General features: G+C 61.3%; 27 protein-coding genes and 1 pseudogene. 16 read left to right on the top strand and 12 right to left on the bottom strand.

Annotated elements, in window-relative coordinates; genetic code table 11:
• Positions 1-162: 162 nt before the first annotated feature.
• The 8 genes from rpmH (at position 163) to BS630_RS10765 (ending at position 5,845) form a co-directional block, all read left to right on the top strand.
• The gene (gene rpmH, locus BS630_RS10800) at positions 163-297 is read left to right on the top strand and encodes a 50S ribosomal protein L34 (protein WP_003545006.1); all 135 of its coding nucleotides are present in this window, start codon (positions 163-165) and stop codon (positions 295-297) included.
• Positions 298-316: 19 nt separating this feature from the next.
• A complete protein-coding gene (rnpA, locus tag BS630_RS10795; protein WP_077977399.1) occupies positions 317-718 on the top strand; it encodes a ribonuclease P protein component in 402 nt (133 codons plus the stop codon).
• Positions 718-2,508 carry a membrane protein insertase YidC gene (gene yidC / locus BS630_RS10790; protein ID WP_077977398.1) on the top strand — a complete coding sequence of 597 codons (1,791 nt, stop codon included), beginning with the start codon at positions 718-720 and terminating at the stop codon, positions 2,506-2,508. Before rnpA ends, yidC begins: the two co-directional genes overlap by 1 nt.
• A 154-nt stretch (positions 2,509-2,662) precedes the next feature.
• Entirely contained in the window at positions 2,663-3,316 is a 654-nt protein-coding gene (gene yihA, locus BS630_RS10785; RefSeq protein WP_020048239.1) for a ribosome biogenesis GTP-binding protein YihA/YsxC, read from the top strand.
• A 266-nt stretch (positions 3,317-3,582) separates the two neighbouring features.
• Positions 3,583-3,792: a cold-shock protein gene (locus BS630_RS10780; protein ID WP_017958759.1), complete on the top strand. Its 210-nt coding sequence runs from the start codon at positions 3,583-3,585 to the stop codon at positions 3,790-3,792.
• A 132-nt stretch (positions 3,793-3,924) separates the two neighbouring features.
• The gene (locus tag BS630_RS37930; RefSeq protein WP_027666179.1) at positions 3,925-4,149 is read left to right on the top strand and encodes a hypothetical protein; all 225 of its coding nucleotides are present in this window, start codon (positions 3,925-3,927) and stop codon (positions 4,147-4,149) included.
• Positions 4,150-4,266: 117 nt separating this feature from the next.
• Positions 4,267-4,542, top strand: a complete 276-nt coding sequence (locus tag BS630_RS10770; RefSeq protein WP_025392943.1) for a hypothetical protein — start codon at positions 4,267-4,269, stop codon at positions 4,540-4,542.
• 226 nt (positions 4,543-4,768) lie between these two features.
• A complete protein-coding gene (locus tag BS630_RS10765) occupies positions 4,769-5,845 on the top strand; it encodes a sensor histidine kinase (RefSeq protein WP_077977397.1) in 1,077 nt (358 codons plus the stop codon).
• A gap of 60 nt (positions 5,846-5,905) precedes the next feature.
• Here the strand turns inward: BS630_RS10765 and BS630_RS10760 are convergent, their stop codons facing one another.
• The 3 genes from BS630_RS10760 to BS630_RS10750 form a co-directional block, all read right to left on the bottom strand.
• Positions 5,906-6,460 carry a fasciclin domain-containing protein gene (locus BS630_RS10760; RefSeq protein ID WP_011650236.1) on the bottom strand — a complete coding sequence of 185 codons (555 nt, stop codon included), beginning with the start codon at positions 6,458-6,460 and terminating at the stop codon, positions 5,906-5,908.
• A 121-nt stretch (positions 6,461-6,581) separates the two neighbouring features.
• On the bottom strand, positions 6,582-7,301 hold the full coding sequence (locus BS630_RS10755) for an anti-sigma factor (RefSeq protein WP_077977396.1): 720 nt from the start codon (positions 7,299-7,301) through the stop codon (positions 6,582-6,584).
• Positions 7,298-7,837: a sigma-70 family RNA polymerase sigma factor gene (locus tag BS630_RS10750; protein ID WP_025392940.1), complete on the bottom strand. Its 540-nt coding sequence runs from the start codon at positions 7,835-7,837 to the stop codon at positions 7,298-7,300. Before BS630_RS10750 ends, BS630_RS10755 begins: the two co-directional genes overlap by 4 nt.
• 143 nt (positions 7,838-7,980) lie before the next feature.
• Between BS630_RS10750 and argB the strand changes: the two genes are divergently transcribed.
• Both argB and BS630_RS10740 read left to right on the top strand, forming a co-directional pair.
• Complete coding sequence (gene argB, locus BS630_RS10745; RefSeq protein WP_003556104.1) at positions 7,981-8,868, top strand: acetylglutamate kinase; 888 nt, start codon at positions 7,981-7,983, stop codon at positions 8,866-8,868.
• A 69-nt stretch (positions 8,869-8,937) separates the two neighbouring features.
• The gene (locus BS630_RS10740) at positions 8,938-10,086 is read left to right on the top strand and encodes an alpha-hydroxy acid oxidase (RefSeq protein ID WP_077977395.1); all 1,149 of its coding nucleotides are present in this window, start codon (positions 8,938-8,940) and stop codon (positions 10,084-10,086) included.
• 171 nt (positions 10,087-10,257) lie between these two features.
• On the opposite strand, the gene BS630_RS10735 is transcribed toward BS630_RS10740, so the two are convergent.
• Both BS630_RS10735 and BS630_RS10730 read right to left on the bottom strand, forming a co-directional pair.
• Positions 10,258-11,028: an isocitrate lyase/PEP mutase family protein gene (locus BS630_RS10735; RefSeq protein WP_077977394.1), complete on the bottom strand. Its 771-nt coding sequence runs from the start codon at positions 11,026-11,028 to the stop codon at positions 10,258-10,260.
• Entirely contained in the window at positions 11,025-12,101 is a 1,077-nt protein-coding gene (locus BS630_RS10730) for a bifunctional transcriptional activator/DNA repair enzyme AdaA (RefSeq protein ID WP_077977393.1), read from the bottom strand. The genes BS630_RS10735 and BS630_RS10730 overlap by 4 nt, the downstream gene beginning before the upstream one ends.
• 102 nt (positions 12,102-12,203) lie before the next feature.
• Here BS630_RS10730 and BS630_RS10725 point away from each other — a divergent pair, with 102 nt between their 5' ends.
• Together BS630_RS10725 and BS630_RS10720 are read left to right on the top strand one after the other, a co-directional pair.
• Positions 12,204-12,911 carry a pyrimidine 5'-nucleotidase gene (locus BS630_RS10725; RefSeq protein ID WP_020048231.1) on the top strand — a complete coding sequence of 236 codons (708 nt, stop codon included), beginning with the start codon at positions 12,204-12,206 and terminating at the stop codon, positions 12,909-12,911.
• Positions 12,912-13,015: 104 nt separating this feature from the next.
• Complete coding sequence (locus BS630_RS10720) at positions 13,016-13,657, top strand: EF-hand domain-containing protein (RefSeq protein ID WP_077977392.1); 642 nt, start codon at positions 13,016-13,018, stop codon at positions 13,655-13,657.
• A 101-nt stretch (positions 13,658-13,758) separates the two neighbouring features.
• Here the strand turns inward: BS630_RS10720 and BS630_RS10715 are convergent, their stop codons facing one another.
• A complete protein-coding gene (locus BS630_RS10715) occupies positions 13,759-14,625 on the bottom strand; it encodes an LOG family protein (RefSeq protein ID WP_077977714.1) in 867 nt (288 codons plus the stop codon).
• 193 nt (positions 14,626-14,818) lie between these two features.
• Here BS630_RS10715 and dapD point away from each other — a divergent pair, with 193 nt between their 5' ends.
• From dapD to BS630_RS10700, 3 genes are all read left to right on the top strand, one after another.
• Positions 14,819-15,679, top strand: coding sequence for a 2,3,4,5-tetrahydropyridine-2,6-dicarboxylate N-succinyltransferase (gene dapD / locus BS630_RS10710; protein ID WP_077977391.1), 861 nt, complete (start codon positions 14,819-14,821; stop codon positions 15,677-15,679).
• 101 nt (positions 15,680-15,780) lie between these two features.
• Positions 15,781-16,974 carry a succinyl-diaminopimelate desuccinylase gene (dapE, locus tag BS630_RS10705; RefSeq protein ID WP_077977390.1) on the top strand — a complete coding sequence of 398 codons (1,194 nt, stop codon included), beginning with the start codon at positions 15,781-15,783 and terminating at the stop codon, positions 16,972-16,974.
• A complete protein-coding gene (locus tag BS630_RS10700) occupies positions 16,961-17,557 on the top strand; it encodes a hypothetical protein (protein ID WP_077977389.1) in 597 nt (198 codons plus the stop codon). The genes dapE and BS630_RS10700 overlap by 14 nt, the downstream gene beginning before the upstream one ends.
• 6 nt (positions 17,558-17,563) lie before the next feature.
• Here BS630_RS10700 and truA read toward each other — a convergent pair whose 3' ends face one another.
• From truA to BS630_RS10670, 6 genes and pseudogenes are all read right to left on the bottom strand, one after another.
• Positions 17,564-18,382 carry a tRNA pseudouridine(38-40) synthase TruA gene (truA, locus tag BS630_RS10695; protein ID WP_077977388.1) on the bottom strand — a complete coding sequence of 273 codons (819 nt, stop codon included), beginning with the start codon at positions 18,380-18,382 and terminating at the stop codon, positions 17,564-17,566.
• Positions 18,382-19,317, bottom strand: a complete 936-nt coding sequence (gene fmt, locus BS630_RS10690; protein WP_077977387.1) for a methionyl-tRNA formyltransferase — start codon at positions 19,315-19,317, stop codon at positions 18,382-18,384. The genes truA and fmt overlap by 1 nt, the downstream gene beginning before the upstream one ends.
• Before the next feature lie 20 nt (positions 19,318-19,337).
• Positions 19,338-19,760 (bottom strand): type II toxin-antitoxin system VapC family toxin, encoded by a 423-nt coding sequence (locus BS630_RS10685; RefSeq protein WP_027666161.1) that lies wholly within the window; start codon positions 19,758-19,760, stop codon positions 19,338-19,340.
• Positions 19,757-20,041, bottom strand: coding sequence for a FitA-like ribbon-helix-helix domain-containing protein (locus tag BS630_RS38520; RefSeq protein ID WP_077977386.1), 285 nt, complete (start codon positions 20,039-20,041; stop codon positions 19,757-19,759). Before BS630_RS38520 ends, BS630_RS10685 begins: the two co-directional genes overlap by 4 nt.
• 64 nt (positions 20,042-20,105) lie before the next feature.
• Positions 20,106-20,621 (bottom strand): peptide deformylase, encoded by a 516-nt coding sequence (gene def / locus BS630_RS10675; RefSeq protein ID WP_072640856.1) that lies wholly within the window; start codon positions 20,619-20,621, stop codon positions 20,106-20,108.
• 97 nt (positions 20,622-20,718) lie between these two features.
• Positions 20,719-20,886, bottom strand: a pseudogene (locus BS630_RS10670) (globin-coupled sensor protein); the annotation flags it as partial.
• A 106-nt stretch (positions 20,887-20,992) separates the two neighbouring features.
• Between BS630_RS10670 and BS630_RS10665 the strand changes: the two are divergent.
• Positions 20,993-22,219 (top strand): DNA recombination protein RmuC, encoded by a 1,227-nt coding sequence (locus BS630_RS10665; RefSeq protein WP_077977385.1) that lies wholly within the window; start codon positions 20,993-20,995, stop codon positions 22,217-22,219.
• Positions 22,220-22,237 lie beyond the last annotated feature (18 nt).

Below are 22,237 nucleotides of genomic sequence, written 5' to 3'. Positions count from 1 at the left end.
AGAGTGAAATTATCCGGCATAATTGACTTTTATGGGGTTCGTCCTTATAAGCCCGCGCACGTCCGGTCACGCAAGCCTTTCATTGGCCCGCCCGTTCGAAAAACAACGCTCCTTGCATTATGCAAATTCAAGAAGGGCCGCACTCCGCGGTGTTTAAAATAAATGAAGCGTACCTACCAACCATCCAAGCTTGTTCGCAAGCGTCGCCACGGTTTCCGTGCCCGCATGTCCACGAAGGGTGGCCGCAAGGTCATCGCAGCCCGCCGCGCGCAGGGCCGCAATCGTCTGTCGGCGTAAGCCGGGTTGCCCGGTAAAGATGGCGGGCGAATTGACGATCAGTGAGAAGAAACACACTGTCGGGCGGCTGAAGAGCCGCCCGCAGTTTCTTGCCGTGCGCGAGGGCGAAAAACGCCGGGGCGGCTTCTTCCTTCTCGAAGTCCTCGACCGGAAGGAACCGGACAGCCAGGCACGCGTCGGTTTTACAGTCACCAAAAAACATGGCAACGCGGTCGAACGGAACCGCATGCGCCGCCGCCTAAAAGAGGCGGTGCGGCTTCATGCGGGGTTTGCAATGCAGCCCGGACACGACTATGTGGTTGTCGCGCGCAGGGACGTGCTTGACGCGTCCTTCCAGGAATTGGCCGCGGAACTGAAATCCCGCGTGGAAACCAGGCCGAAACACCGGCGCTCCGAAGACGGACGCCCCAGGAACGTATGATGGAAAACAACCGCAATTATTTCATTGCGATCGCTCTCTCGGTGCTGATCGTCCTCGGCTGGCAGTTTCTCTATATGAATCCGCGCATCGAGGCCCAGCGCAAGGCGCAGGAAGCCCAGAAGGCGCAGCAACAGACCGAGCAGGTGCAGCAGCCGGCAGCCGGCGGCGAGACGCCGGCCCAGCCGAGCGGTACGGCCCCTTCAGGCCAGGCAGCCGCGACAGCGACGCTCGAGCAGGCGCTGACAAAGACCCCGCGCGTCGCCATCGATACGCCGGCACTTTCCGGCTCTATCAACCTTGCCGGCGCCCGTCTCGACGATCTGAAGCTCAAGGGTTATCACGAGACCGTTGACGACTCGAGCCCGATCATCACGCTGTTCAGCCCGGCCGAGACCAAGGACGGCTATTTCACCGAACTCGGCTATATCGGCAGCGACGCGACAGGCGCCGTTCCGGGTGCCTCGACGCTCTGGACCGCGCCCGAGGGCGCCAAGCTCACCGAAAAGACGCCGGTGACGCTCTCCTACACCAATGACAAGGGCCTGACCTTCACCCGCACCATCTCCGTCGACGAACGCTACATGTTCACCGTCGCCGACAAGATCGAGAATACCGGCCAGGCGCCCGCATCGCTGTCTTCCTACGGCCGGGTGACGCGCTACAACAAGCCGACGACGCCCTCCGTCTACGTGCTGCATGAAGGCTTCATCGGCGTGATCGGCGACGGCCTGATCGAAACCAAATACAGCGCCGTCGAAGAGGAAGCCGTCACGCCGGCGAAATCCACCGGCGGCTGGCTTGGCATCACCGACAAATATTGGGCGGCGACGATCGTTCCACCGCAAAGTGCCGCCTATGAGGCGCGCTTCTCGCACTTTGCCGATGGCCAACCGCGCTATCAGGCCGATTACAAGGATGATGCCTTCACCGTTGCGCCGGGCCAATCGCTCGAGCTCAAGAACCTCGTCTTCGCCGGCGCCAAGGAAGTGCCTGTTATCGACGGTTACGAGGCCAGCTACTCGATCCCGAAGTTCGACCGGCTGATCGACTGGGGCTGGTTCTATTTCATCACAAAGCCGATGTTCAAGCTGATGGACTTCTTCTTCCGCTACTTCGGCAATTTCGGCGTGGCGATCCTGTGCACGACCATCGTCGTCAAGCTCCTGTTCTTCCCGCTCGCCAGCAAGCAGTACGCTTCGATGGCGAACATGAAGCGCATGCAGCCGAAGATGGAGGAGTTGAAGGCAAAATTCGGCGACGACCGCATGGGGCTGCAGCAGGCGATGATGCAGCTCTACAAGGAAGAGAAGATCAATCCGATCGCCGGCTGCTGGCCGGTGGCGCTGCAGATCCCGATCTTTTTCTCGCTCTACAAGGTGATCTACATCACCATCGAAATGCGGCATGCACCCTTCTTCGGCTGGATCAAGGACCTTTCGGCGCCGGATCCGACGACGATCGTCAATCTGTTCGGCCTGCTGCCTTTCGAGGGGCCGGCGCTGCTGCACCTCGGCGTCTGGCCGTTGATCATGGGCATCACCATGTTCGTGCAGATGCGCATGAACCCGACGCCGCCCGATCCGACACAGGCGATGATCTTCAACTGGATGCCGCTGGTGTTCATGTTCATGCTGGCAAGCTTCCCGGCCGGCCTGGTCATCTACTGGGCCTGGAATAACACGCTCTCGGTGGCGCAGCAGGGGCTGATCATGAAGCGCCACGGCGTCAAGGTCGAACTCTTCGACAATCTGAAGGGTCTGTTCCGACGAAAAGAAGTGCCGTCGAAATGACGCTTGCCAAGCCCCGCTCCGGCGGGGCTTTTCATTTCCGGGCGGCGGACGAAGGAAACAAGGCATGCCGCGCAGGCGCCCGTCAAAGCTTGACATCCGCCCACAAAACCACGAAGCCCGGTAAAAGATCGAACCCAGAGATTGCAGAACCCGCATGTCCGACATCGAAAAGCCGCTCTTCGGCCACCCATGGATCTTCATCCGCGGCGTGCCGTCCCTGAATTTCCTGCCGCCGGAAGGGCCGCTGGAAGTGGCTTTTGCCGGTCGCTCGAATGTCGGCAAGTCCTCGCTGATCAATGCGCTGGTCGGCCAGAAGGGCTTGGCGCGCACCTCGAACACGCCGGGACGCACGCAGGAACTGAACTATTTCGTTCCGGACGGTTATTCCGGCGAAGGCGGCGACCTGCCGCCGACTGCGATCGTCGACATGCCGGGCTATGGTTATGCGCAAGCACCGAAGGAGCAGGTCGACAAGTGGACCAAGCTCGTCTTCGATTATCTGCGCGGCCGCGCGACGCTGAAGCGCGTCTATGTGCTGATCGACAGCCGCCACGGCATCAAGAAGAACGACGACGACGTGCTTGATCTGCTCGACAAGGCCGCCGTGTCCTACCAGATCGTGCTGACCAAGACCGACAAGATCAAGGCGGCCGGTGTGCCGAAGCTCATTGCCGAAACGGCGGAAAAGATCCGCAAGCGCCCGGCCGCCTATCCGGGCGTGCTGTCCACCTCGTCCGAAAAGGGCGATGGGTTGGACGAACTGCGCCAGGCGATCGCCGAAACTGTGGGCATCGCCCGCTGGAAGTAGAGGCCTACGCGCCCCGGACGCGACGTCCAATTTGGTGCAAAGATCTCTGCGGCACCTCAAAGTTGAACGTGGCATCGACAGAAAACTAACAGTTGACGAAGCAAGCTTGATGAGCTAGATAGCGAGCATCGAATTTTGCTTGCTGGCTTGGTTATCGCGCGATTGGCACCGCGCCCTGAACGAACTTCCTTTCAAAAATCGCTATCATCATCCGCATCGCCTTGGCGTTGCGGTTCTTCAATATTGCTATGAAAGGGTTCATCATCATGACCACTGGCACAGTTAAATGGTTCAATTCCACCAAAGGCTTCGGCTTCATTCAGCCTGATAATGGCGGCGACGACGCCTTCGTTCACATCTCCGCTGTCGAGCGCGCCGGAATGCGCGAACTCGTCGAAGGCCAGAAGATCGGCTTCGACCTCGAGCGTGACAACAAGTCGGGCAAGATGTCCGCTTGCAATCTCCAGAACGCTTAAATCGGTATCTGCTTCCCTTTGACCACGGATGTACTGGCACTGCCGGAAGCACGTTATCAATCCAAGGCCAGGCGATTTGCCTGGCCTTTTTCGTTTTCGCTCGCGTGTCGAGCCCGCAGTATCGGACCCAAGATGACAGAGACATACAGCAAATCTCGCCAGCGGGCGGAGATAGCCTTCGGTAACGTCCAGACCCAGTTCTTCGCGAAGAACCAGGCGGCCGAAGAGCTCGAATCCGACGCCCAATCGCAACAGGCAAAGACGTTGCGGCTTCGGGAAGCCCGGCTTGCGCGGGAACATAGTAACCGGGTGTCGGCAACCTCTGCCCTCATTGCGAAACGCGCCCGAGCCCGCTGAGCAAGCCGATCGACAAGGCTCGATATTTAAAACGCGCCTGAAGTGACGGGCTTGCAGATCACGCGCTGCAGCATGGCCGGAGGCGTGCTGGAATTCACTCGCATTAAGGAAGCGTCAATGGCAGAGACTGCGAACGAAATTCAATCGATCAATACGGCATGGCAGATCGCCATTCAGGAAATCCTGCGCATGGTGATCAGAGACATGTATCACGGCGGCGGCGAAGCTTCGTTCAGGAGCCATATCAAGCGTATCGAAGAAGCGGCCGTCGATAGTATTCACACGGATCTGCGGCTACGCGGGACTGATGAATGGACGGAAGTCCTGGTCAAGGAAAGGGCAAGCAATTTCGTCACGACCCTGCTGACATCTTTTACGTATGACAGAGCTTAAAAATGTCGCGCACGACTATGCAGAAAACAAGGACCTAAAGCGCGAAGAGCTTTGGCTCAGAGTGGCTGTTCCGCGCCGTTTTGCAGCACTCCAGAAAGACGCCGACAGATAATCGGTGCGATCGCGGAGGCTGGTCAGCACCGATTGCGCTTGCCTCCGCCCGTTTTTTCAAGCAACCGTCAAATCTCGCCCGTGCAAGAAAAGTCGCCCCCTTGAGTGATCGTCGATGACTAACACCAAAGACCAGCCCCTTTCGCCCGAAGGTGTGGGCAACCTGCCTCACCTTGCCGAAGCCCTCGATGATAGCCGGTTTCGACACTTTCTCGATCATGTGCCATTCGCGGTGGCTGTCTCCGAACTCGCCGGCAACGAGCCGCTGATTTACGTCAACCTGGAATTCGAACGGCTGACGGCGCTTGAGGCAAAGCAGGTCCAGGGGAAGCCTTGGTCGGAAATCGAATTGAATTCAACGTCCATCTCCGGAGACGTGCCGCTCACAACCGCGGTGACCTCTGCGGAGGAGTATATCGGTGCCTTCTCGCTAGTGCTCGAACCCGAGAGCACCGTGATCATCGATGTCTGGTCGAATACCATCATCGACGATGACGACACGCCGCTTTTCCGACTGGTGGCCTTTGCCGCCCGCAACGAGGCGACCGGCGCGGAGAGCTTCAGCGCATTGCTGACGGAGAAGGATGTCCTTCTGCGGGAACTTCAGCATCGCGTGAAGAACAATCTTCAGATGATCACGGCGCTCATCCGAATGGAGGCGCGCAATGCTCAACAGAACGAGGAAAGCGAGAGATTTGCGCGGCTTGCCGGGCGGATTGAAGCCTTGGCCCTGCTCTATCGCTCGCTGTCGGACGAAGAGAAAAACGCCACGGTCGATCTTGGCACCTATGTCAGCCAGATTGCCGCCTCGGTGATGGCGGCCCATGCCGTGGAAGGGATCCGGCTGGACATGAAAGTCGATACCTGGCCGGTTTCGGTCGATGTCGCCATGCCGGCCGGCCTCGTCATCAACGAACTCCTCACCAATACGCTGAAGCATGCCTTCCTCGGACGCGATGGCGGCGAGATCACGCTCCGCTGTGTCGTCGGCGAAACCGGATGCAGGATCACCGTTGCTGACAATGGAGTCGGTCTTCCCCGGGATGTCACCTGGCCGCAGCCGGGAAAGCTGAGCGCGATGATCGTACAGTCGCTGAAACAGAATGCCCGCGCCGAGGTTGAAGTCAGCTCGTCCCCTGACGCCGGCATGAGTGTCTCCCTCGTCTTCCCGAGAGCCGAAGCGGCCCGATAGAGCGCCTATGTTTGGGGCCCCCCGAAGAGCGCCCCAATGCGTCTGCCGATATGAGCGGGCTTACATCTTCGGCAGCAGCACCTTGTCGACGACATGGATGACGCCGTTCGACTGTTTGACGTCGGCGATCGTCACATGGGAGACGCCGCCGTTTTCATCAGTCAGGGTGATCTTGCCCATGCTTTCCTTGGCTTTCAGCACGCAGCCGCCGACGGTCTTGATGTCGTGCTCGCCGCCGTCATCCTTGATCATCTTGGCAACGGTCTTGGCCATCGCATCGGCGGCAACGACGTGGCAGGTCAGAACCTTGGTGAGCGTCGCTTTGTTTTCCGGCTTCAGCAGCGTATCGACGGTGCCCTTCGGCAGGGCGGCGAAAGCTTCGTTGGTCGGCGCGAAGACGGTGAAGGGGCCTTTACCCTCGAGGGTGCCGACCAGGCCGGCTGCCTTGACGGCTGCGACCAACGTCGTGTGATCCTTGGAGTTCACGGCGTTCTCGATGATGTTCTTGCTATCAAACATCGCCGCACCGCCGACCGTCGGGTTTTTCGCGGCGGCGAAGGCGACGGCTGACATGGCGGTGGCAAGCGCGAAGCCGCGCAATACGGACTTGATCATGATTTTCTCCTCACCGGAAACCGTCCGCCGGCTTCATGCCTCAGCGTCGTCCGGACATTTTGAACTACGGAAGGCGGCGCCAAGAGTTTCAGAGAGGAGACATAATTTACGGCCGGCGCGATTATGGCCGGCGCAGGGGACCGCTTGCGATCACCGGACCGGTCGCCTGGCCGGTCGGCGAGCCGCCGAAGGGTTCGAGACTGACGGCAAGCGTTGCGCCATCGGCTATCATGCTGCGCAGTTCGGCGGGAATGACGAGTTCACCGCTTTCGCCCGGCTGGAAGACGCCGAGCGATCTCGTCATGCCGCTGCCCGGCACCAGCCAAAGTTCCAGCGATTTCTCCTCCGGCTTGCCGGCGGCGACCGGCACGATCTTCAGCCGGCCGCTCTGAAGCTCGTAGGAGGCAAGAAGATTGATGGTGCTGTTCTGGCCCGAAAGCGAGGCCACCAGTGGTGCAGGCCCCTGCGGCTCCGGCACCACGCCGGAGGCGAAGATGACGGCGCTGACGGCAACGACGATGCAGGCGAAGCTCAGCGAGCGCCAGAAAACGGCGGAATTCCAGAGCCCCTGCGAAAAGGAGGGGGGCTTTTGGCCATCGCCGAACAGTCGCGCCTCGATCTGCTTGAAGGTTTCCCGGTTCGGAGCAACACCTTCGTACTCGTCGTTGAAGGCGGAGAGGTTGGTTTCCCAGCGGCTGACGATTGCAGCGAAGGGGCGGTCGTGGCGCATGCGCTCTTCCACCACCCGGCGATCCTGCAACGACAGGACGCCAAGCACATATTCGCCGGCGAGAACCTCGTCGCGGGAGCGGTCTCCCTTGCTTTTGTCGGGCGATGTCATCGTTCCATGCACTCTCTCAGTTTCAAGAGGCTGCGCCTAAGCCAGGTCCGCATCGTGTTCAGCGGGACACCAAACTGATCGGCCAGTTCCTGATAGCTCAGCCCTTCGACATAAGCCCGTTTCACCGCGACCGCACGATCAGCTTCCAACTCTTCCATGCAGGTGTCAATCCGCCTTCCTTCATCCTTGGTCACCGTCTGCATTTCCGGGTCGGGTCCGGCATCGGCCAGATCGTAGACCGTGTCCAATTCGTCGGCGACGGGCTTGCGCGCTCGCAGCGCATCGATCGACCGGTTGCGGGCAATTGCGGCCAGCCATGCCGAGGACGAACCCGAGGAGACAGAGAAGCTGCGAGCGCGTTGCCAGATGCTGATATAGACTTCCTGCAGGGCTTCTTCGGCTTCCGTGCGATCCTTCAAGATACGCAGGCAGATCGAGAAAAGTTTCGGTCCGGTCTGATTGTAGAGTGCCACGAAAGCCCTGCGATCGCCGAGTGCGACGCGGCCGATCAAGTCTGCGATCTCATCGCCTTGCATGCCGTTCCTCATCTCAAGCTTGCGTGCGCCAGACGGTAACGACGTCCGGCTCCGCGACAGATACGAAAAACTATTGCCCTCTGGATTATTCCCTCCGTCAGAAACTTGCGATAAAAGGCCGCGAACAATTCTGCGGGGTTCCCATGAACGAAACCGAAAGCGAAATGCAGGCACGGCTTCTGGCCAAGGCACTGCCCTTCATGCAGCGTTACGAGAACAAGACGATTGTCGTGAAATATGGCGGCCACGCCATGGGCAATCCCGAGCTCGGCAAGGCCTTTGCCAGCGACATCGCGCTCTTGAAGCAATCGGGCGTCAATCCGATCGTCGTTCATGGCGGCGGCCCGCAGATCGGCGCCATGCTGAGCAAGATGGGCATCGAATCAAAATTCGAGGGCGGCCTTCGCGTCACCGACCAGAAAACGGTCGAGATCGTCGAGATGGTGCTCGCCGGCTCGATCAACAAGGAAATCGTCGCGCTCATCAACCAGACCGGCGAATGGGCGATCGGCCTTTGCGGCAAGGACGGCAACATGGTCTTCGCCGAAAAGGCGCGCAAGACCATCAAGGATCCGGATTCGAACATCGAGCGCGTGCTCGATCTCGGCTTCGTCGGCGAAGTGGTCGAGGTCGACCGGACGCTGCTCGATCTGCTTGCCCGCTCCGAAATGATCCCGGTCATCGCCCCCGTGGCGCCTGGCCGCGACGGCGCCACCTACAATATCAATGCCGACACGTTCGCCGGCGCTATTGCCGGCGCGCTGAACGCCACCCGGCTGCTGTTCCTGACCGATGTGCCCGGCGTGCTTGACAAGAACGGCCAGCTCATCAAGGAGCTTTCCGTCGCCGAAGCACATGCGCTGATCGCCGATGGCACGATTTCCGGCGGCATGATCCCGAAGGTCGAGACCTGCATCGATGCGATCAAGGCCGGCGTGCAGGGTGTCGTCATCCTGAACGGCAAGACCGCCCATTCCGTCCTGCTGGAGATCTTCACCGAGCACGGCGTCGGAACGCTGATCGTTCCCTGAACGAGGCTGCGCCCTTCACTTGCGAAGGGCGGATCTTCCTGGCACGGAAACAGGGTATCGAGGAACGAAATGCGCCTGACAGACTGCTATAATTTTCACGATTTCCGGCGCATGGCCAAACGGCGTCTTCCCGGGCCGATATTCGACTACATAGACGGCGGCGCCGATGACGAGGTGACGTACCGGCGCAATACAGCGGCCTTCGAGGCCTGCGATCTGGTGCCCGACGTCTTGCGCGGTGTGGCCGATGTCGACATGTCGGTGACCGTCATGGGGCAGAAGCTCGCAATGCCGATCTATTGCTCACCAACGGCGTTGCAGCGCCTTTTCCACCACCAGGGAGAGCGGGCGGTCGCGGCAGCGGCGGCAAAACACGGCACGATGTTCGGCGTCTCCTCGCTCGGCACGATCAGCCTGGAGGAAGCGAGACAGATCAGCAACGGGCCGCAGGTTTATCAGTTCTATTTTCACAAGGACCGCGGCCTCAACCGCGAGATGATGGCGCGAGCGAAAAATGCCGGCGTGCAGGCGATGATGCTGACGGTCGACAGCATCACCGGCGGCAACCGCGAGCGCGACAAGCGCACGGGCTTTGCCATTCCCTTCAAGCTCAATCTTGCCGGCATGACCCAGTTCGCGATCAAGCCTTCCTGGGCGATCGACTGGCTGACACACGAGCGCTTCCGGCTGCCGCAGCTCGAAAACCACGTCAAGATGGATGGCGGCGCGCTGTCGATCAGCCGATACTTCACCGAGATGCTGGACCCCTCGATGTCCTGGGACGACGTGGCGGAGATGGTGCGCGAATGGGGCGGACCATTCTGCCTTAAGGGCATCATGTCGGTGGAAGACGCCAAGCGCGCGGCCGAGATCGGCTGCAGCGGCATCGTGCTTTCCAATCATGGCGGGCGCCAGCTCGACGGCTCGCGCAGCGCATTCGACCAACTGGCCGAGATCGTCGACGCCGTGGGTGACCGGATCGACGTGATGATGGATGGCGGCGTGCAGCGGGGAACGCATGTTCTTAAAGCGCTGTCGCTGGGGGCGAAGGCCGTCGGGCTCGGGCGCTACTATCTCTTCCCGCTTGCCGCTGCCGGACAGCCCGGCGTCGAACGGGCGCTGGAGACGATGCGCACCGAGATCGAGCGCGGCATGAAGCTGATGGGCTGCACCTCGGTCAGCCAGCTCAGCCGGCGGAATCTGCGCTTCCGTTCCTGAGCGGAACGGGATTTCATTTCAGGCCGCAGCCTTTCGTACTAAAGCGCGTCGCGATCTTTCGGGTTCGCTCGTCGCGCTTTAGCTCTTTGTTTTTACGCGTGCCGTTGTCGCAAAACCGCTGCACACTTTTGCCCGACATGCTTTAGATCTGCGGCCCTCGGGCTTTCGACGTCAGAGCGGGCTATAAATCGCCGCAGCCTCCTGCTTCAACTTTTCCATCATTGACCGGTAAGGCCCCGGACCATAACTGACGCGGCCGACACCGAGTTTTGCCAGCGTCTTCACGTCCGGGGCGCCTGTCCGCATCATGATGTTGACCGGCAGCGGCGATGTCGCGCAGATCTTTTCGATCAAGGCGGGATCGATCAAACCAGGGACGAAGAAGCCGCTGCCGCCGGCGGCCGCATAGGCCTTGCCGCGCTCGATCGCCTCTTCCACCAGACCGGCATGTTTGGAAAGATCGCTCTCGGCCAGGAAGAGATCGGTGCGGGCGTTGATGAAGAAGGGGACGCCCTTCCCTTCGGCCATGGCGCGAATGGCGCTGATGCGGGCCGCCTGCCTCTCGATGGGATAGAGGCCATCGCCGCCGACCACCTGATCCTCGAAATTGATGCCGACGACGCCGGCCTCCACCAGCTTGGCGACATTGGCGGCGGCACCCTCAGCCTCGGCCGAATAGGCACCTTCAAAATCGACCGAAAGCGGCAGGTCGACGGCAGCGATGATGGATTTCGCCGTCTCCACCAGTACCGACATCGGCAGCTTCTCGCCGTCGGCATAACCATGGGCAGCGGCGACCGACCAGCTTCCCGTCGCAAGCGCCTTGGCGCCGGCGTCGGCGACAGCCTTGGCCGTGCCGGCATCCCAGATATTGTAGAGAACAACCGGGTCGCCCTTGCGGTGCAGTGCGCCGAATGCCTGGGCCTTTTCGTTCTGGTTCATGCAGTCTCCTCCATGTTGGGTGCTTGTGCTCTGACCTTCTCTTCATGCCGCAGCAGCCATTGCTTGCGCCAGAGCCCGCCGCCATAGCCGGTCAACGAACCATCCGCCCCGAGGACCCGATGGCAGGGCACGATGATGGCAAGCTGGTTGGCGCCATTGGCGCGACCGACGGCACGCACGACCTCCGGCCTTTCCATCTCCCTGGCAAGATCGCCATAGGCGCGCGTCTGGCCGACAGGAATCTCCATGAGCTTTGCCCAGACATGTTTTTCGAAGGGCGTGCCGCCGAGCGCCAACGGCGTCTTGAAGACGGTGAGCCGCCCTTCGAAATAATCCCGGATCTCCGCCGCGATCTGGTCGATCGCCGGGGTGCGGCCGATCGCGACCGACGAGCGGACGCGCTTCTGCAGCGCCTCGAGCTCGGTCGGCAGCGCCTTACGGTCGTGGAATTCGAGAAGATGCAGATGCGTCTTGTCGGCAACGGCCACCATCGGACCGAGCGGGGTGTCGAACCAGTCGGCAAAGAGCAGTTCGCGGTTCTGCGACAGCGCCGGCGCCTTGCCGACCAGCCGCTGGAAAGCCGCCCGGAAACCGCTTGGGGAGTCATATCCCGCATCGAGCTGCGCATCGATGACGCGCGCGCCGTCGGCCAGTTGCCGGGCCGCCTCTCCCAGCCGGCGATATCGCACTATATCGTGGAAGGTCATGCCGAGCCCGCGTTTGAAGGCGCGGCGCACGGTCGAAGGATCGTGGCCGCGGCGCACAAGCTCATCCTCGGTCCAGCGCAGCTGCGGCTCGCGGTCGAGTGCGGCAAGCAGTTCGTCGACGATCGGTTCCCTGCCCGGCTGCTCCAGCGGTCTGCAGCGCTGGCACGGGCGGAAGCCCGAATGCATGCAGGCGGCGATCGTGTCGAAGAAGAGCGTATTTTCCCGCTTCGGCTTGCGCGCCGGGCAGGTCAGACGGCAGAAGATGCCTGTCGTCTTGACGCAGACATAGGCCTGCCCCTCATAATCGGCACTGCGGGCGATCAGGGCATCATAAAGCGTATCATCATCGGGGCGTTCGAAAAGCATGACCGCTTTCTAGCATTCCGTGCCTGCGCCGTCCGCCGAAAATCGGGCGTCTATTCCTTCTTGCCGATTTCCTTGGCGGATCAGCCGTGCCATAAGACCGCCATGAACAAGATCGATCGCACGCCTGATAGAGCCGATTTCCAGCACATCACCGACTGGGTCTTCGACCTCGACAACACGCTCTATCCGCATCATGTCAATCTCTTCGCACAGATCGACAAGAACATGACCGCCTATGTTGCGGCACTCCTGCAGATGGAGCGGGAAGAGGCGCGCAAGCTGCAGAAGCAATATTACCTCGAGCATGGCACGACGCTGCAGGGCCTGATGATCCATCACGGCATCGACCCGAATGATTTCCTCGAAAAGGCGCATGCGATCGACTACACGGCGCTGACGCCGCAGCCGGAACTCGGCGAAGCGATCAAGGCGCTGCCGGGGCGCAAGTTCATCTTCACCAATGGCAGCGTCAAGCATGCCGAAATGACGGCGGAGGCGCTCGGCATCCTCGAGCATTTCGACGATATTTTCGATATCGTCGCTGCCGATTATGTGCCGAAGCCGGCGCAGGCGACCTACGACAAATTCACGGCGCTGAAGCGGGTCGAAACCACCAAGGCGGCGATGTTCGAGGATCTGCCGCGCAACCTGACGGTGCCGAAGGCGCTCGGCATGCAGACCGTACTGCTGGTGCCGCGCAATCTGGAAGAGACAGTCGTCGAATGGTGGGAAAAGACCAGCGGCGATGAGGATCACATCGATTTCGTCACCGACGACCTCGCCGCTTTTCTCGGCAAGATTACCGGCTGAAGCATTACCAAGTTTTCACTCAGCTTACCGATGTTTAACTGGGTTTTCCGGGGCTGCGGCCATATCTTCTTTCGTGAAGGGACACCTTACGAAAGGCAAGTACTATGTACCGCAACAAGCTGATACTGGCAGCGCTTTCCTCCACCCTCATCTTCGGCGCAGCCGCCGGGGCAGGCTTTGCCGCACCGGGCGACGGACCGCGCCAGCATGCCGGCATGGGCCGACCCGGTCCGGGCGCCGCTGCCTTCCGCGAAATCACCTATGTCCGCATGCTGAAGCAGTTCGACACGAACAAGGATGGACAGATCTCCAAGGACGAGGCGACCGCAGGCATCGACAAGATCTTCGCTGCGATCGACACCAACAAGGACGGTTCGCTGACACCGGGTGAAATCCGTACGTACCGGAGAACGCAGATGCAGGCGATGAGAGACCAGCGCAAGCAGGAGGCCGGCGAAAACAAGGATGCGAACGCCGCACCCACGGCACCTGATACCGCCGACAACAATGACCAGGGACGGCCGCCGCGCGACGGCCACGACGGTCGTGACGGACATCGCTGGATGCGCCATGGCGGCAACTTCATGCGCGCCTCGCTGATGATGCAACGGATCGACACCGACCAGAACGGCCAGATCTCCAAACAGGAAGCCACAGCCGCCTTCGACAAGCTGTTTGCGCGAATGGACCGCAACAAGGACGGCGTCATCTCGATCGACGACATGCCGGACCGGCCGCTCCTGTAAGGCCGCACGAACCGTTCCTCCCGCTCCCTTCCCGCTCCGGTGGGAAGGAGCGGGAGGAATTGTGAATGCGTGTCGTTCGGCCGAAGCGCCCGCTTGAGCCCCTACTCGCGGTGTTCGTAGAAATCCTGCACGATCTTCCATGCCGCTTCTGCCGTATCGACGAAGCTGATCAGCTTGACATCGTCGGGCGCGATCGTGCCGAATTCGGCCAATGCCTCGAAATTGATGATCCTCCTCCAGAACGTCTCTCCGAAGAGGATCAGCGGCAGGCGCTCCATGCGGCCGGTCTGGATCAGCGTCAGGCATTCGAAGAATTCGTCGAGCGTGCCGAAGCCGCCCGGAAAGACCGCGATCGCCTTGGCGCGCACCATGAAATGCATCTTGCGGATGGCGAAATAGTGGAAGTTGAAGCTGAGCTCCGGCGTCACATAGGCGTTCGGCGCCTGCTCGTGCGGCAGCACGATGTTGAGGCCGATCGACGGCGCACCCTCGTCGGCCGCGCCGCGATTGCCCGCCTCCATCACACCGGGGCCGCCGCCGGTGACGATGACATATTCGTGGAAATTCAAGGTGGCCGAATATTTCGAGCAGAGCCGGGCGAATTTGCGCGCCTCGTCATAATAGACCGACGCCGCCTCCAGGTTGATGCGCTGGATATCGTTGCGGGCTGCCCAGGCGCTCTGGCCGGGAGCGGGAATGCGGGCGCCGCCGAACATGACGACGGTCGACTTGATGCCGCGTTCGGTCAGCATCATCTCCGTCTTCAACAGCTCCAGCTGCAGGCGGATCGGCCGCAATTCCTCGCGGCAGAGGAAATCCTCGTCGACATAGGCAAGGCGATAGGCAGGCGACATCGTCTGCGGCGTCTTCGGCACGGCTTCGGCGCGCTGCCTGTCGGTCGAGCTGCTCTTCAGCGGGTCCCATACGCCATCCTTGCGCCGCGAACCGCCGTTTCGTCCCTTCGCCATGTCGAAATGCCTTTCAGTATTGCCGGCTACGAAGCCGGATATGTCGCTATAACGCCTTGAATCCAGATATGATCTTGTCGGAAAAATCATTCCGTTCTACGGGTTCATGTTGTAGAGCAGGATACATCCCCGCCAACCGCATTCCGGAGACCCCGCCGTCTCCACGATAAAGATCGAAGTTTAAGGAATTCTCATGAGCGCCACCGACCTCGCATCCCTCGAAAAGATCATCGAAGCCGCCTTCGACAATCGCGACAATGTGAACACGTCGACGAAGGGCGAGATTCGTGATGCGGTCGAAGCAGCGCTCGATCTGCTCGATGCCGGCAAGGCCCGTGTCGCCGAACGTAGCTCAGACGGTGCCTGGACGGTCAATCAGTGGCTGAAGAAGGCCGTGCTGCTGTCCTTCCGCCTCAACGACATGGACGTGGTGAAGGGCGGCTCGGGCAACTCGACCTGGTGGGACAAGGTTCCTTCGAAGTTCGAAAACTGGGGTGAGAACCAGTTCCGCGCCGCCGGCTTCCGCGCCGTGCCGAACTGCGTCGTGCGCCGCTCGGCTTACATCGCCCCGAACGCGATCCTGATGCCTTCCTTCGTCAATCTCGGCGCCTATGTCGGCGAAGGCACGATGGTCGATACCTGGGCAACGGTCGGCTCCTGCGCGCAGATCGGCAAACATGTGCATCTCTCCGGCGGCGTCGGCATTGGCGGCGTGTTGGAGCCGATGCAGGCGGGCCCGACGATCATCGAGGACAATTGCTTCATCGGCGCTCGTTCGGAGGTGGTCGAAGGCTGCATCATCCGCGAAGGCTCGGTGCTCGGCATGGGCGTCTTTATCGGCAAGTCGACCAAGATCGTCGACCGCACCACCGGCGAGGTGACCTACGGCGAAGTGCCGCCCTATTCCGTCGTCGTCGCCGGCTCGATGCCGTCGGGCAATGCGACGATGGGCAACGGCCAGCCGGCGCCGCATCTCTACTGCGCCGTCATCGTCAAGCGCGTCGATGAAAAGACCCGCTCGAAGACCGGTATCAACGAGCTGCTCAGAGATTGATGACACCGGGACGTTGATCCGGTAAACAGACGGCGTCTTTTTACGCGAGGCGGCCCCGCCTTGCCATGTCTTTGCCATTCCCGCCGGATAGTTCGACCGCCATGACCGCTACCGACCCCGTCGCCAATCTCCAGACGCTGATTCGCTGCCCGTCCGTGACGCCCGCCGAAGGCGGCGCGCTCACGGCGCTGGAGGCGATGCTTGCGTCGCTCGGCTTTACCGTCGACAGGGTGAAGGCGAGCGAGGTCGGAACACCCGACATCGAAAACCTCTATGCCCGCCTCGGCAAGGACGGTCCGCATCTGATGTTTGCCGGCCATACCGATGTCGTGCCGGTCGGCGACGAAGGCGCCTGGACGCATCCGCCCTTTGAGGCCCAGATTTCGAAGGGCGAGCTTTTTGGCCGCGGCGCCGTCGACATGAAGGGCGGCATCGCCTGTTTCGTCGCCGCCGTCGCCCGCCATATCGAGAAAAGCGGGCCACCCAAGGGCTCGATCTCCTTTCTTATCACCGGCGACGAGGAAGGCCCGGCGATCAACGGCACGATCAAGCTGCTGCAATGGGCGGCCGAGCGCGGCGAGCGCTGGGATGCCTGCCTTGTCGGCGAGCCGACCAATCCTGACAGGTTGGGCGACATGATCAAGATCGGCCGGCGCGGCTCGCTGTCGGGTAAAATCACCGTTCACGGCGTGCAGGGCCATGCCGCCTATCCGCATCTTGCCGACAATCCGGTGCGCGGCATGCTGCAGCTGACGCAGGCGCTGATGGACCCGCCGTTTGACGGCGGCACCGACGATTTCCAGCCGTCGAACCTCGAAGTGACCACGGTTGACGTCGGCAATCCGGCGACCAACGTCATTCCGGCCAAAGCATCGGCAAGCTTCAACATCCGCTTCAACGACAGCTGGACCGTCGAAACGCTGCGTGCCGAAATCCTGCGCCGTCTGGAAGCCGCCGCAGGCAACGGCGCGTTGCGGCCGGGCCGCGAACCGGTGGCCTACGATATCACCTGGGCCGACCGGCCGAGCCATGTCTTCCTGACGCGCAACAATGCGCTGATCGCCTCGCTGTCATCGGCCGTCGAAAGCGTTGCCGGCCAGTCGCCTAAATTGTCGACCACCGGCGGCACGTCGGATGCGCGCTTCATCAAGGATTATTGCCCGGTCGTCGAGTTCGGCCTCGTCGGCCAGACGATGCACATGGTCGACGAGCGGGTCGCTGTCGCCGATCTGGCGACGCTGACGGCGATCTACGAAACCTTCATCGCCCGCTGGTTCGCCAATGCCGGGCTTTAGGGAAGTTCAATATTATCTGGCCGGCCTCTGGCTGCTGATCCGGCTGGATCCGCGCGGCTTCCGCTACCTCGACATGTCGGAGCGCGGCGTCAACCGCTCGTTCTGGGCGATGCTCTGGTGCCTGCCGCCGATGGGTATTTCCTGGCTCTGGTGGCGACAGGCCTTCCTGCGATCGATGCCGCCGAAAGCCGATGTCGATTTTGCCTTCTATATCAGGCTCGGCCTTGTCGAGGTCGCCAACTGGTTCGTGCCGCTGATCTTTGCCGGGTTGCTGCTGCTTGCCTTCCGCATGGGCGAGCGTTTCGCGCCCGTCGTCGTCAGCATCAACTGGCTCGGCGTGCCGCTTTCCTATATCAACGGGCTGCTGCTGGCGCTGGTGTTCTTCCTGCCGGGATCCGTCGGCCTCGTCTCGCTGCTGCTGCTCGCCTTCATGCTGGCGCAGGTCTTCGTGCTGGCGCGCATTCTCCGGATGATCTGCCATGGTCATGCGCTGATGACCGGGGCGCTGACACTGGTGCTGCTCGTGCCATCGATGATCCTTTCGGAATATCTGCAGCACTTCCTCGGCATCTATCCCGTCTGAGCAGGTTTACGAGGGATCGTCAGCATTCCCGTCATTGGCATCGGTATCGGCGACCAGTCTTCGGCGATCGGGGATCACCTCGGGATAATCCACCTGCATGAAATAGAGCCCGTCCGGCGGCGCCACCGGGCCGCAGGCCTTGCGGTCGCGTGCCGCCAGCGCCGCCTCGACATCATCAGGTGTCCATTTGCCTTCGCCGGCGAGCTTTAGCGTGCCGGCGAACGAACGGATCTGGTTATGGAGAAAACTCTGCGCCGTGGCGCGGATCTCGATCAGCTCGCCGTTGCGCGTCACATCCAGTCGGTCGAGCGTGCGCACCGGGCTGTTTGCCTGGCAATGGGCGGCGCGGAAGGTGGAAAAATCGTGCCGGCCGACCAGCCTCTGGGCAGCGGCATGCATGACCTCGTGATCGAGCACCTTCGGCACCCACCAGGCCTTGCCGGCTTCGAGCGCCAGCGGCGCCCGGCGGCTGACGATGCGATAGAGGTAATGGCGCCGCAGCGCCGAAAAACGGGCATCGAAGAATTCGGCAGCCGCCTCGACGTCGAGAATGGAGACGCGCTCGCCGGCAAGCCTCAGATGCGCGTTCAAGGCATTCTGCAGCTGGTAGGGCGACCACTCCTTCGAAAGATCGGCATGGATCACCTGCCCCATGGCGTGGACGCCGGAATCGGTGCGTCCGGCGCCGCGGACCGACACCGTCTCGCCGGTCAGCGACAGCAGCGCGGCCTCGATCGCACCCTGCACCGAGGGACCGTTCTCCTGCCGCTGCCAGCCGACATAGGGGCCGCCGTCATATTCGACGGTCATGCGGAAACGCGGCATCAGGAAAGCCTCGTGCCCGCCGCAAGCGGCGTGCCCCTGAGGAAATCGGCCGCCGCCAGCGGCTTGCCGCCGGCCTTCTGCAGCCTGGTGAGCCGCACCGCACCCGAGCCGCAAGCGACCACGAGATCATCCGTCAGCAATTGCCCGGCAGCACCCTGCCCTTCAGCCAGTTCGGACGCCAGCACCTTCACCCGCTCCGGCTTGCCGCCGATTTCGAGCGCGAACCAGGCGCCCGGAATCGGCGCCAGGCCACGGATGTGATTGTGCACGTCGCTGACATCCCTGGAAAAATCGATGCGCGTCTCAGCCTTGTCGATCTTGGCGGCATATAGCACGCCCTCTTCCGGCTGCGGCGTCAGCGGCAGGTCGTTCATTTCGAGTTTCACCATGGCCTCCGCCATCGCCTTGGCGCCGACCAACATCAGCCGGTCGTGCAACTCGCCGGCCGTCATGTTCGGGCCGATCTCGACTTCGCGGGTCAGTGCCACGGCGCCGGTATCCAGACCTTTGTCCATCTTCATCACCATCATGCCGGTCTTTGCGTCGCCGGCCATGATCGCCCGCTGGATGGGTGCCGCACCCCGCCAGCGCGGCAGCAGCGAGGCATGGCCGTTGTAGCAGCCATCCCTTGTGCCGTTCAAAATCGCCTCTGGCAGCAGCAATCCGTAAGCAACGACGACGCCGACATCGGCCTTCAGGCCTCGAAACCTCTCACGTTCCTCGGGATCCTTGAAATTGACCGGGGTGAAGACCGGGAGGCCCAGCAGTTCGGCCGCCTGATGCACCGGCGATTTCTGCAGATCGAGGCCGCGCCGCCCGCCCGGCCGTGGCGGCTGCGTATAGACCGCAACGATCCTGTGACCGGCATCGACGAGCAGGCGCAGGGTCGGAACCGAGAACTCCGGGGTTCCCATGAAGATGATGCGAAGAGACATTTTATCTCGCCAATTGAGGATCAACCGTCTTCAAACGGGTTTACGAGCTTGAGATCAAGCCCCTCGAAATCTCGGGTATTGCGGGTCGCAAGCGTTGCGCCGTTTGCAAGGCAGATGGCGGCTATCATGGCATCCTGGACCGAAATCGGCCGCCCCATATTTTCGCGTTTCGCCCGCAAGCGTCCGGTTGCCATGGCCGTTTCCAAATCCCAGCCGACGATACGATCGCGAAACTGGCCTTTCACCAAATTCTCGATCGCGCGAAAGAAGCGGTCCGATCCTGTCTTCAAGAAAGCCCTTTCAGCTCCGTAAATCTGCTCCATCAAGCCGACCGTGCAAAGCCAGATTCTCGAGCCATCCTGCTGCAATATCCAGGCCTTCACCTTTTCACTCGGCAATGGCCTGGCGAACTCGGAAATCACATTCGTATCGAGAACGATCATTCGAAATCCTCGAACGGCCGACCGAAATCCTTTTTCCGCGCGGCCTCGATTTCGTCCATGATTGCAGCAAATTCATCGTCGACTGCGTTTTCGCTGACGAAAGCGGCGCGTATTGCGTCATACGCCGACAAAGTCTCGGGCTTTGTTTCGGTTTTTCTTTTCAGCGCTTCCCGCAAAAGCTCCTTGGCCTCGTCCGAAAGGCTGTTTCCGCTCCGCTGCGCCGATTGCGCAATGTCTCGCTTCAATGCTTCAGAAATGTTTCTGATCAGAAAATCACCCATTCGGCACCTCCACTATGATATCAGTGATATCATAGTTTCTCGCCGATGAATTTTCAACGCAGCGTCAGAGTGCCTTGGACTTCGCCGCCTTGGTGAACTTCTTGATCACCATCTCCCGCTTCAGCCGCGAGATGTAATCGATGAAGAGCACGCCGTTCAGGTGGTCGATCTCGTGCTGCAGGCAGGTGGCGAGCAGGCCGTCGGCTTCCACCGTCTGTTCCTTGCCGTTCCGGTCGAGATACTTGACCGAGACGGTGGCCGGGCGCTCGACCTCGGCATAATAATCCGGAATCGAAAGGCAGCCTTCCTCATAGACGGAGCGCTCGTCGGAGGATGTGAGGATCTCCGGATTGATGAAGACCTGCGGCTGCTTTTCTTCGCCCTCGCGCGAGATATCGATGACGAGCATGCGGCGCGGCACGCCGATCTGGATCGCGGCAAGGCCAATGCCCGGCGCGTCGTACATGGTTTCCAGCATATCGTCGGCAAGACGCTGCAGGTCGGAATCCACCCGCTCGATCGGCTTGGACAGCTGGCGGAGAACGGGATCGGGAAGAATGATGAGTGGCTTGATGGTCATGGCGTTCCCATAACCCATCTTTTCCGACTATGGAATTATCCGGTAGGCGGGGAATACGCTTTTTTGCATCCCCGTCTGGAATTTTGCCATATTGGCCTCAGGCAGCCCGTCGAGCAGCACCGGCGGAGCGGCCCTCCGGTCGGGCGCGGAAACGCCGCAGCAGCTCGATCAGCGTCTCCACCTCGTCCTTGAGCCGGCGGGTTTCCGCCGAGGATTGCTCGACCATGTCCGAATTCTGCTGGATGATCGCACCCATGTTGCGGACTTCTCCCCAAGGGAGGAAGAGCGGTCGCTTGCGAGGATATTGAGGCCCACCCATTCCGTTCACGTTTTGATCTATATATCGCCATTTCTTCTGTTATGCTCGCGGCATGACCATCCATTCCGAATCGCTCGCCCTTGCCCTTGCCTCGATCAGCCCGGCCATGCTGGCGCTTGTCGGCGGCGTTCTCGCCGCCCTCGCCCTGCTGGTGATCGTGCTTCTGCTGCGCGGCGCCAGCCTTCGCCGCGAGCAGGCGGAGGAAGCGAGCTTTCGTGCTCAGCAAAACGAAGCGCGCATGGCCGAGCTTCTGAAGATCCAGGCGGAGATGCATGGCCGTATCGCGGCGATGACCGAGGTCTTCGGCGCGCGGCAGAGCGAGCTCAACCAGACGATCAGCCAACGCCTCGATGGCATGTCGCAGCGCGTCAACTCGACGATCACCGAGCAGACGAAATCGACGCATGAGAACCTGCAGCGGCTGCAGGAGCGGCTGGCGGTCATCGATGCCGCGCAGAACAATATCCAGACGCTTGCCAAGGATGTCGTCGGGCTGCAGGCCATTCTGTCCAACAAGCAGACGCGCGGCGCCTTCGGCCAGTCCAGGATGGAAACGATCGTCGCCGACGGCCTGCCGATGGGCGCCTACGCCTTCCAGCAGACGCTGTCCAACGGTTCGCGGCCGGACTGCACGATCCGCATGCCGAACGGCGCGCCGCCGCTGGTGATCGACGCGAAATTTCCGCTCGAAGCCTGGAATGCGATCCGCGACGCCGGCAGCCCCGAGGCCGGCAAGATCGCCGGCCAGCAATTCCGCCGGGACATGGAGGTCCATATAAGGGACATTTCCGAGAAATACCTGATCCAGGGCGAAACCCAGGATACGGCCTTTCTCTTCGTGCCATCCGAATCGATCTTCGCCGAGATCCACGAGCACTTCGAGCCGGTGGCGCAGAAGGCGCACCGCGCACGCGTCGTCATCGTCTCGCCGTCGCTGCTGATGCTGTCGATCCAGGTCATCCAGGCCGTGCTCAAGGACCAGCGCATGCGGGCGCAGGCACATCTGATCCAGGGCGAGGTGGCAATCCTGATGGACGATCTCAGCCGCCTCGACGAGCGGGTGCGCAAGCTGCAGGGCCATTTCGCCCTGGCGCAGAAGGATATCGATATGGTGGTCACGTCGGCCGACAAGCTCACCAAACGCGGCGCCAGGATCGAAGCGCTGGAATTCGAAGCGAGTGGCGGCGAGGCCAAGCCCGCCCGCGACAGCGAAGCCGCGGCCAAATCGGTGGAGAGCCGCACCGGCCTTCTGAAACTCCGGGTGGTTGACGAGGACTGACCGCTTCGGGCAGTGTCG

Source organism: Rhizobium laguerreae, from assembly GCF_002008165.1.
In the GTDB taxonomy this organism is placed as follows: Bacteria; Pseudomonadota; Alphaproteobacteria; order Rhizobiales; family Rhizobiaceae; genus Rhizobium; species Rhizobium laguerreae.
This window is presented reverse-complemented; position numbering and strand designations above follow the sequence as displayed.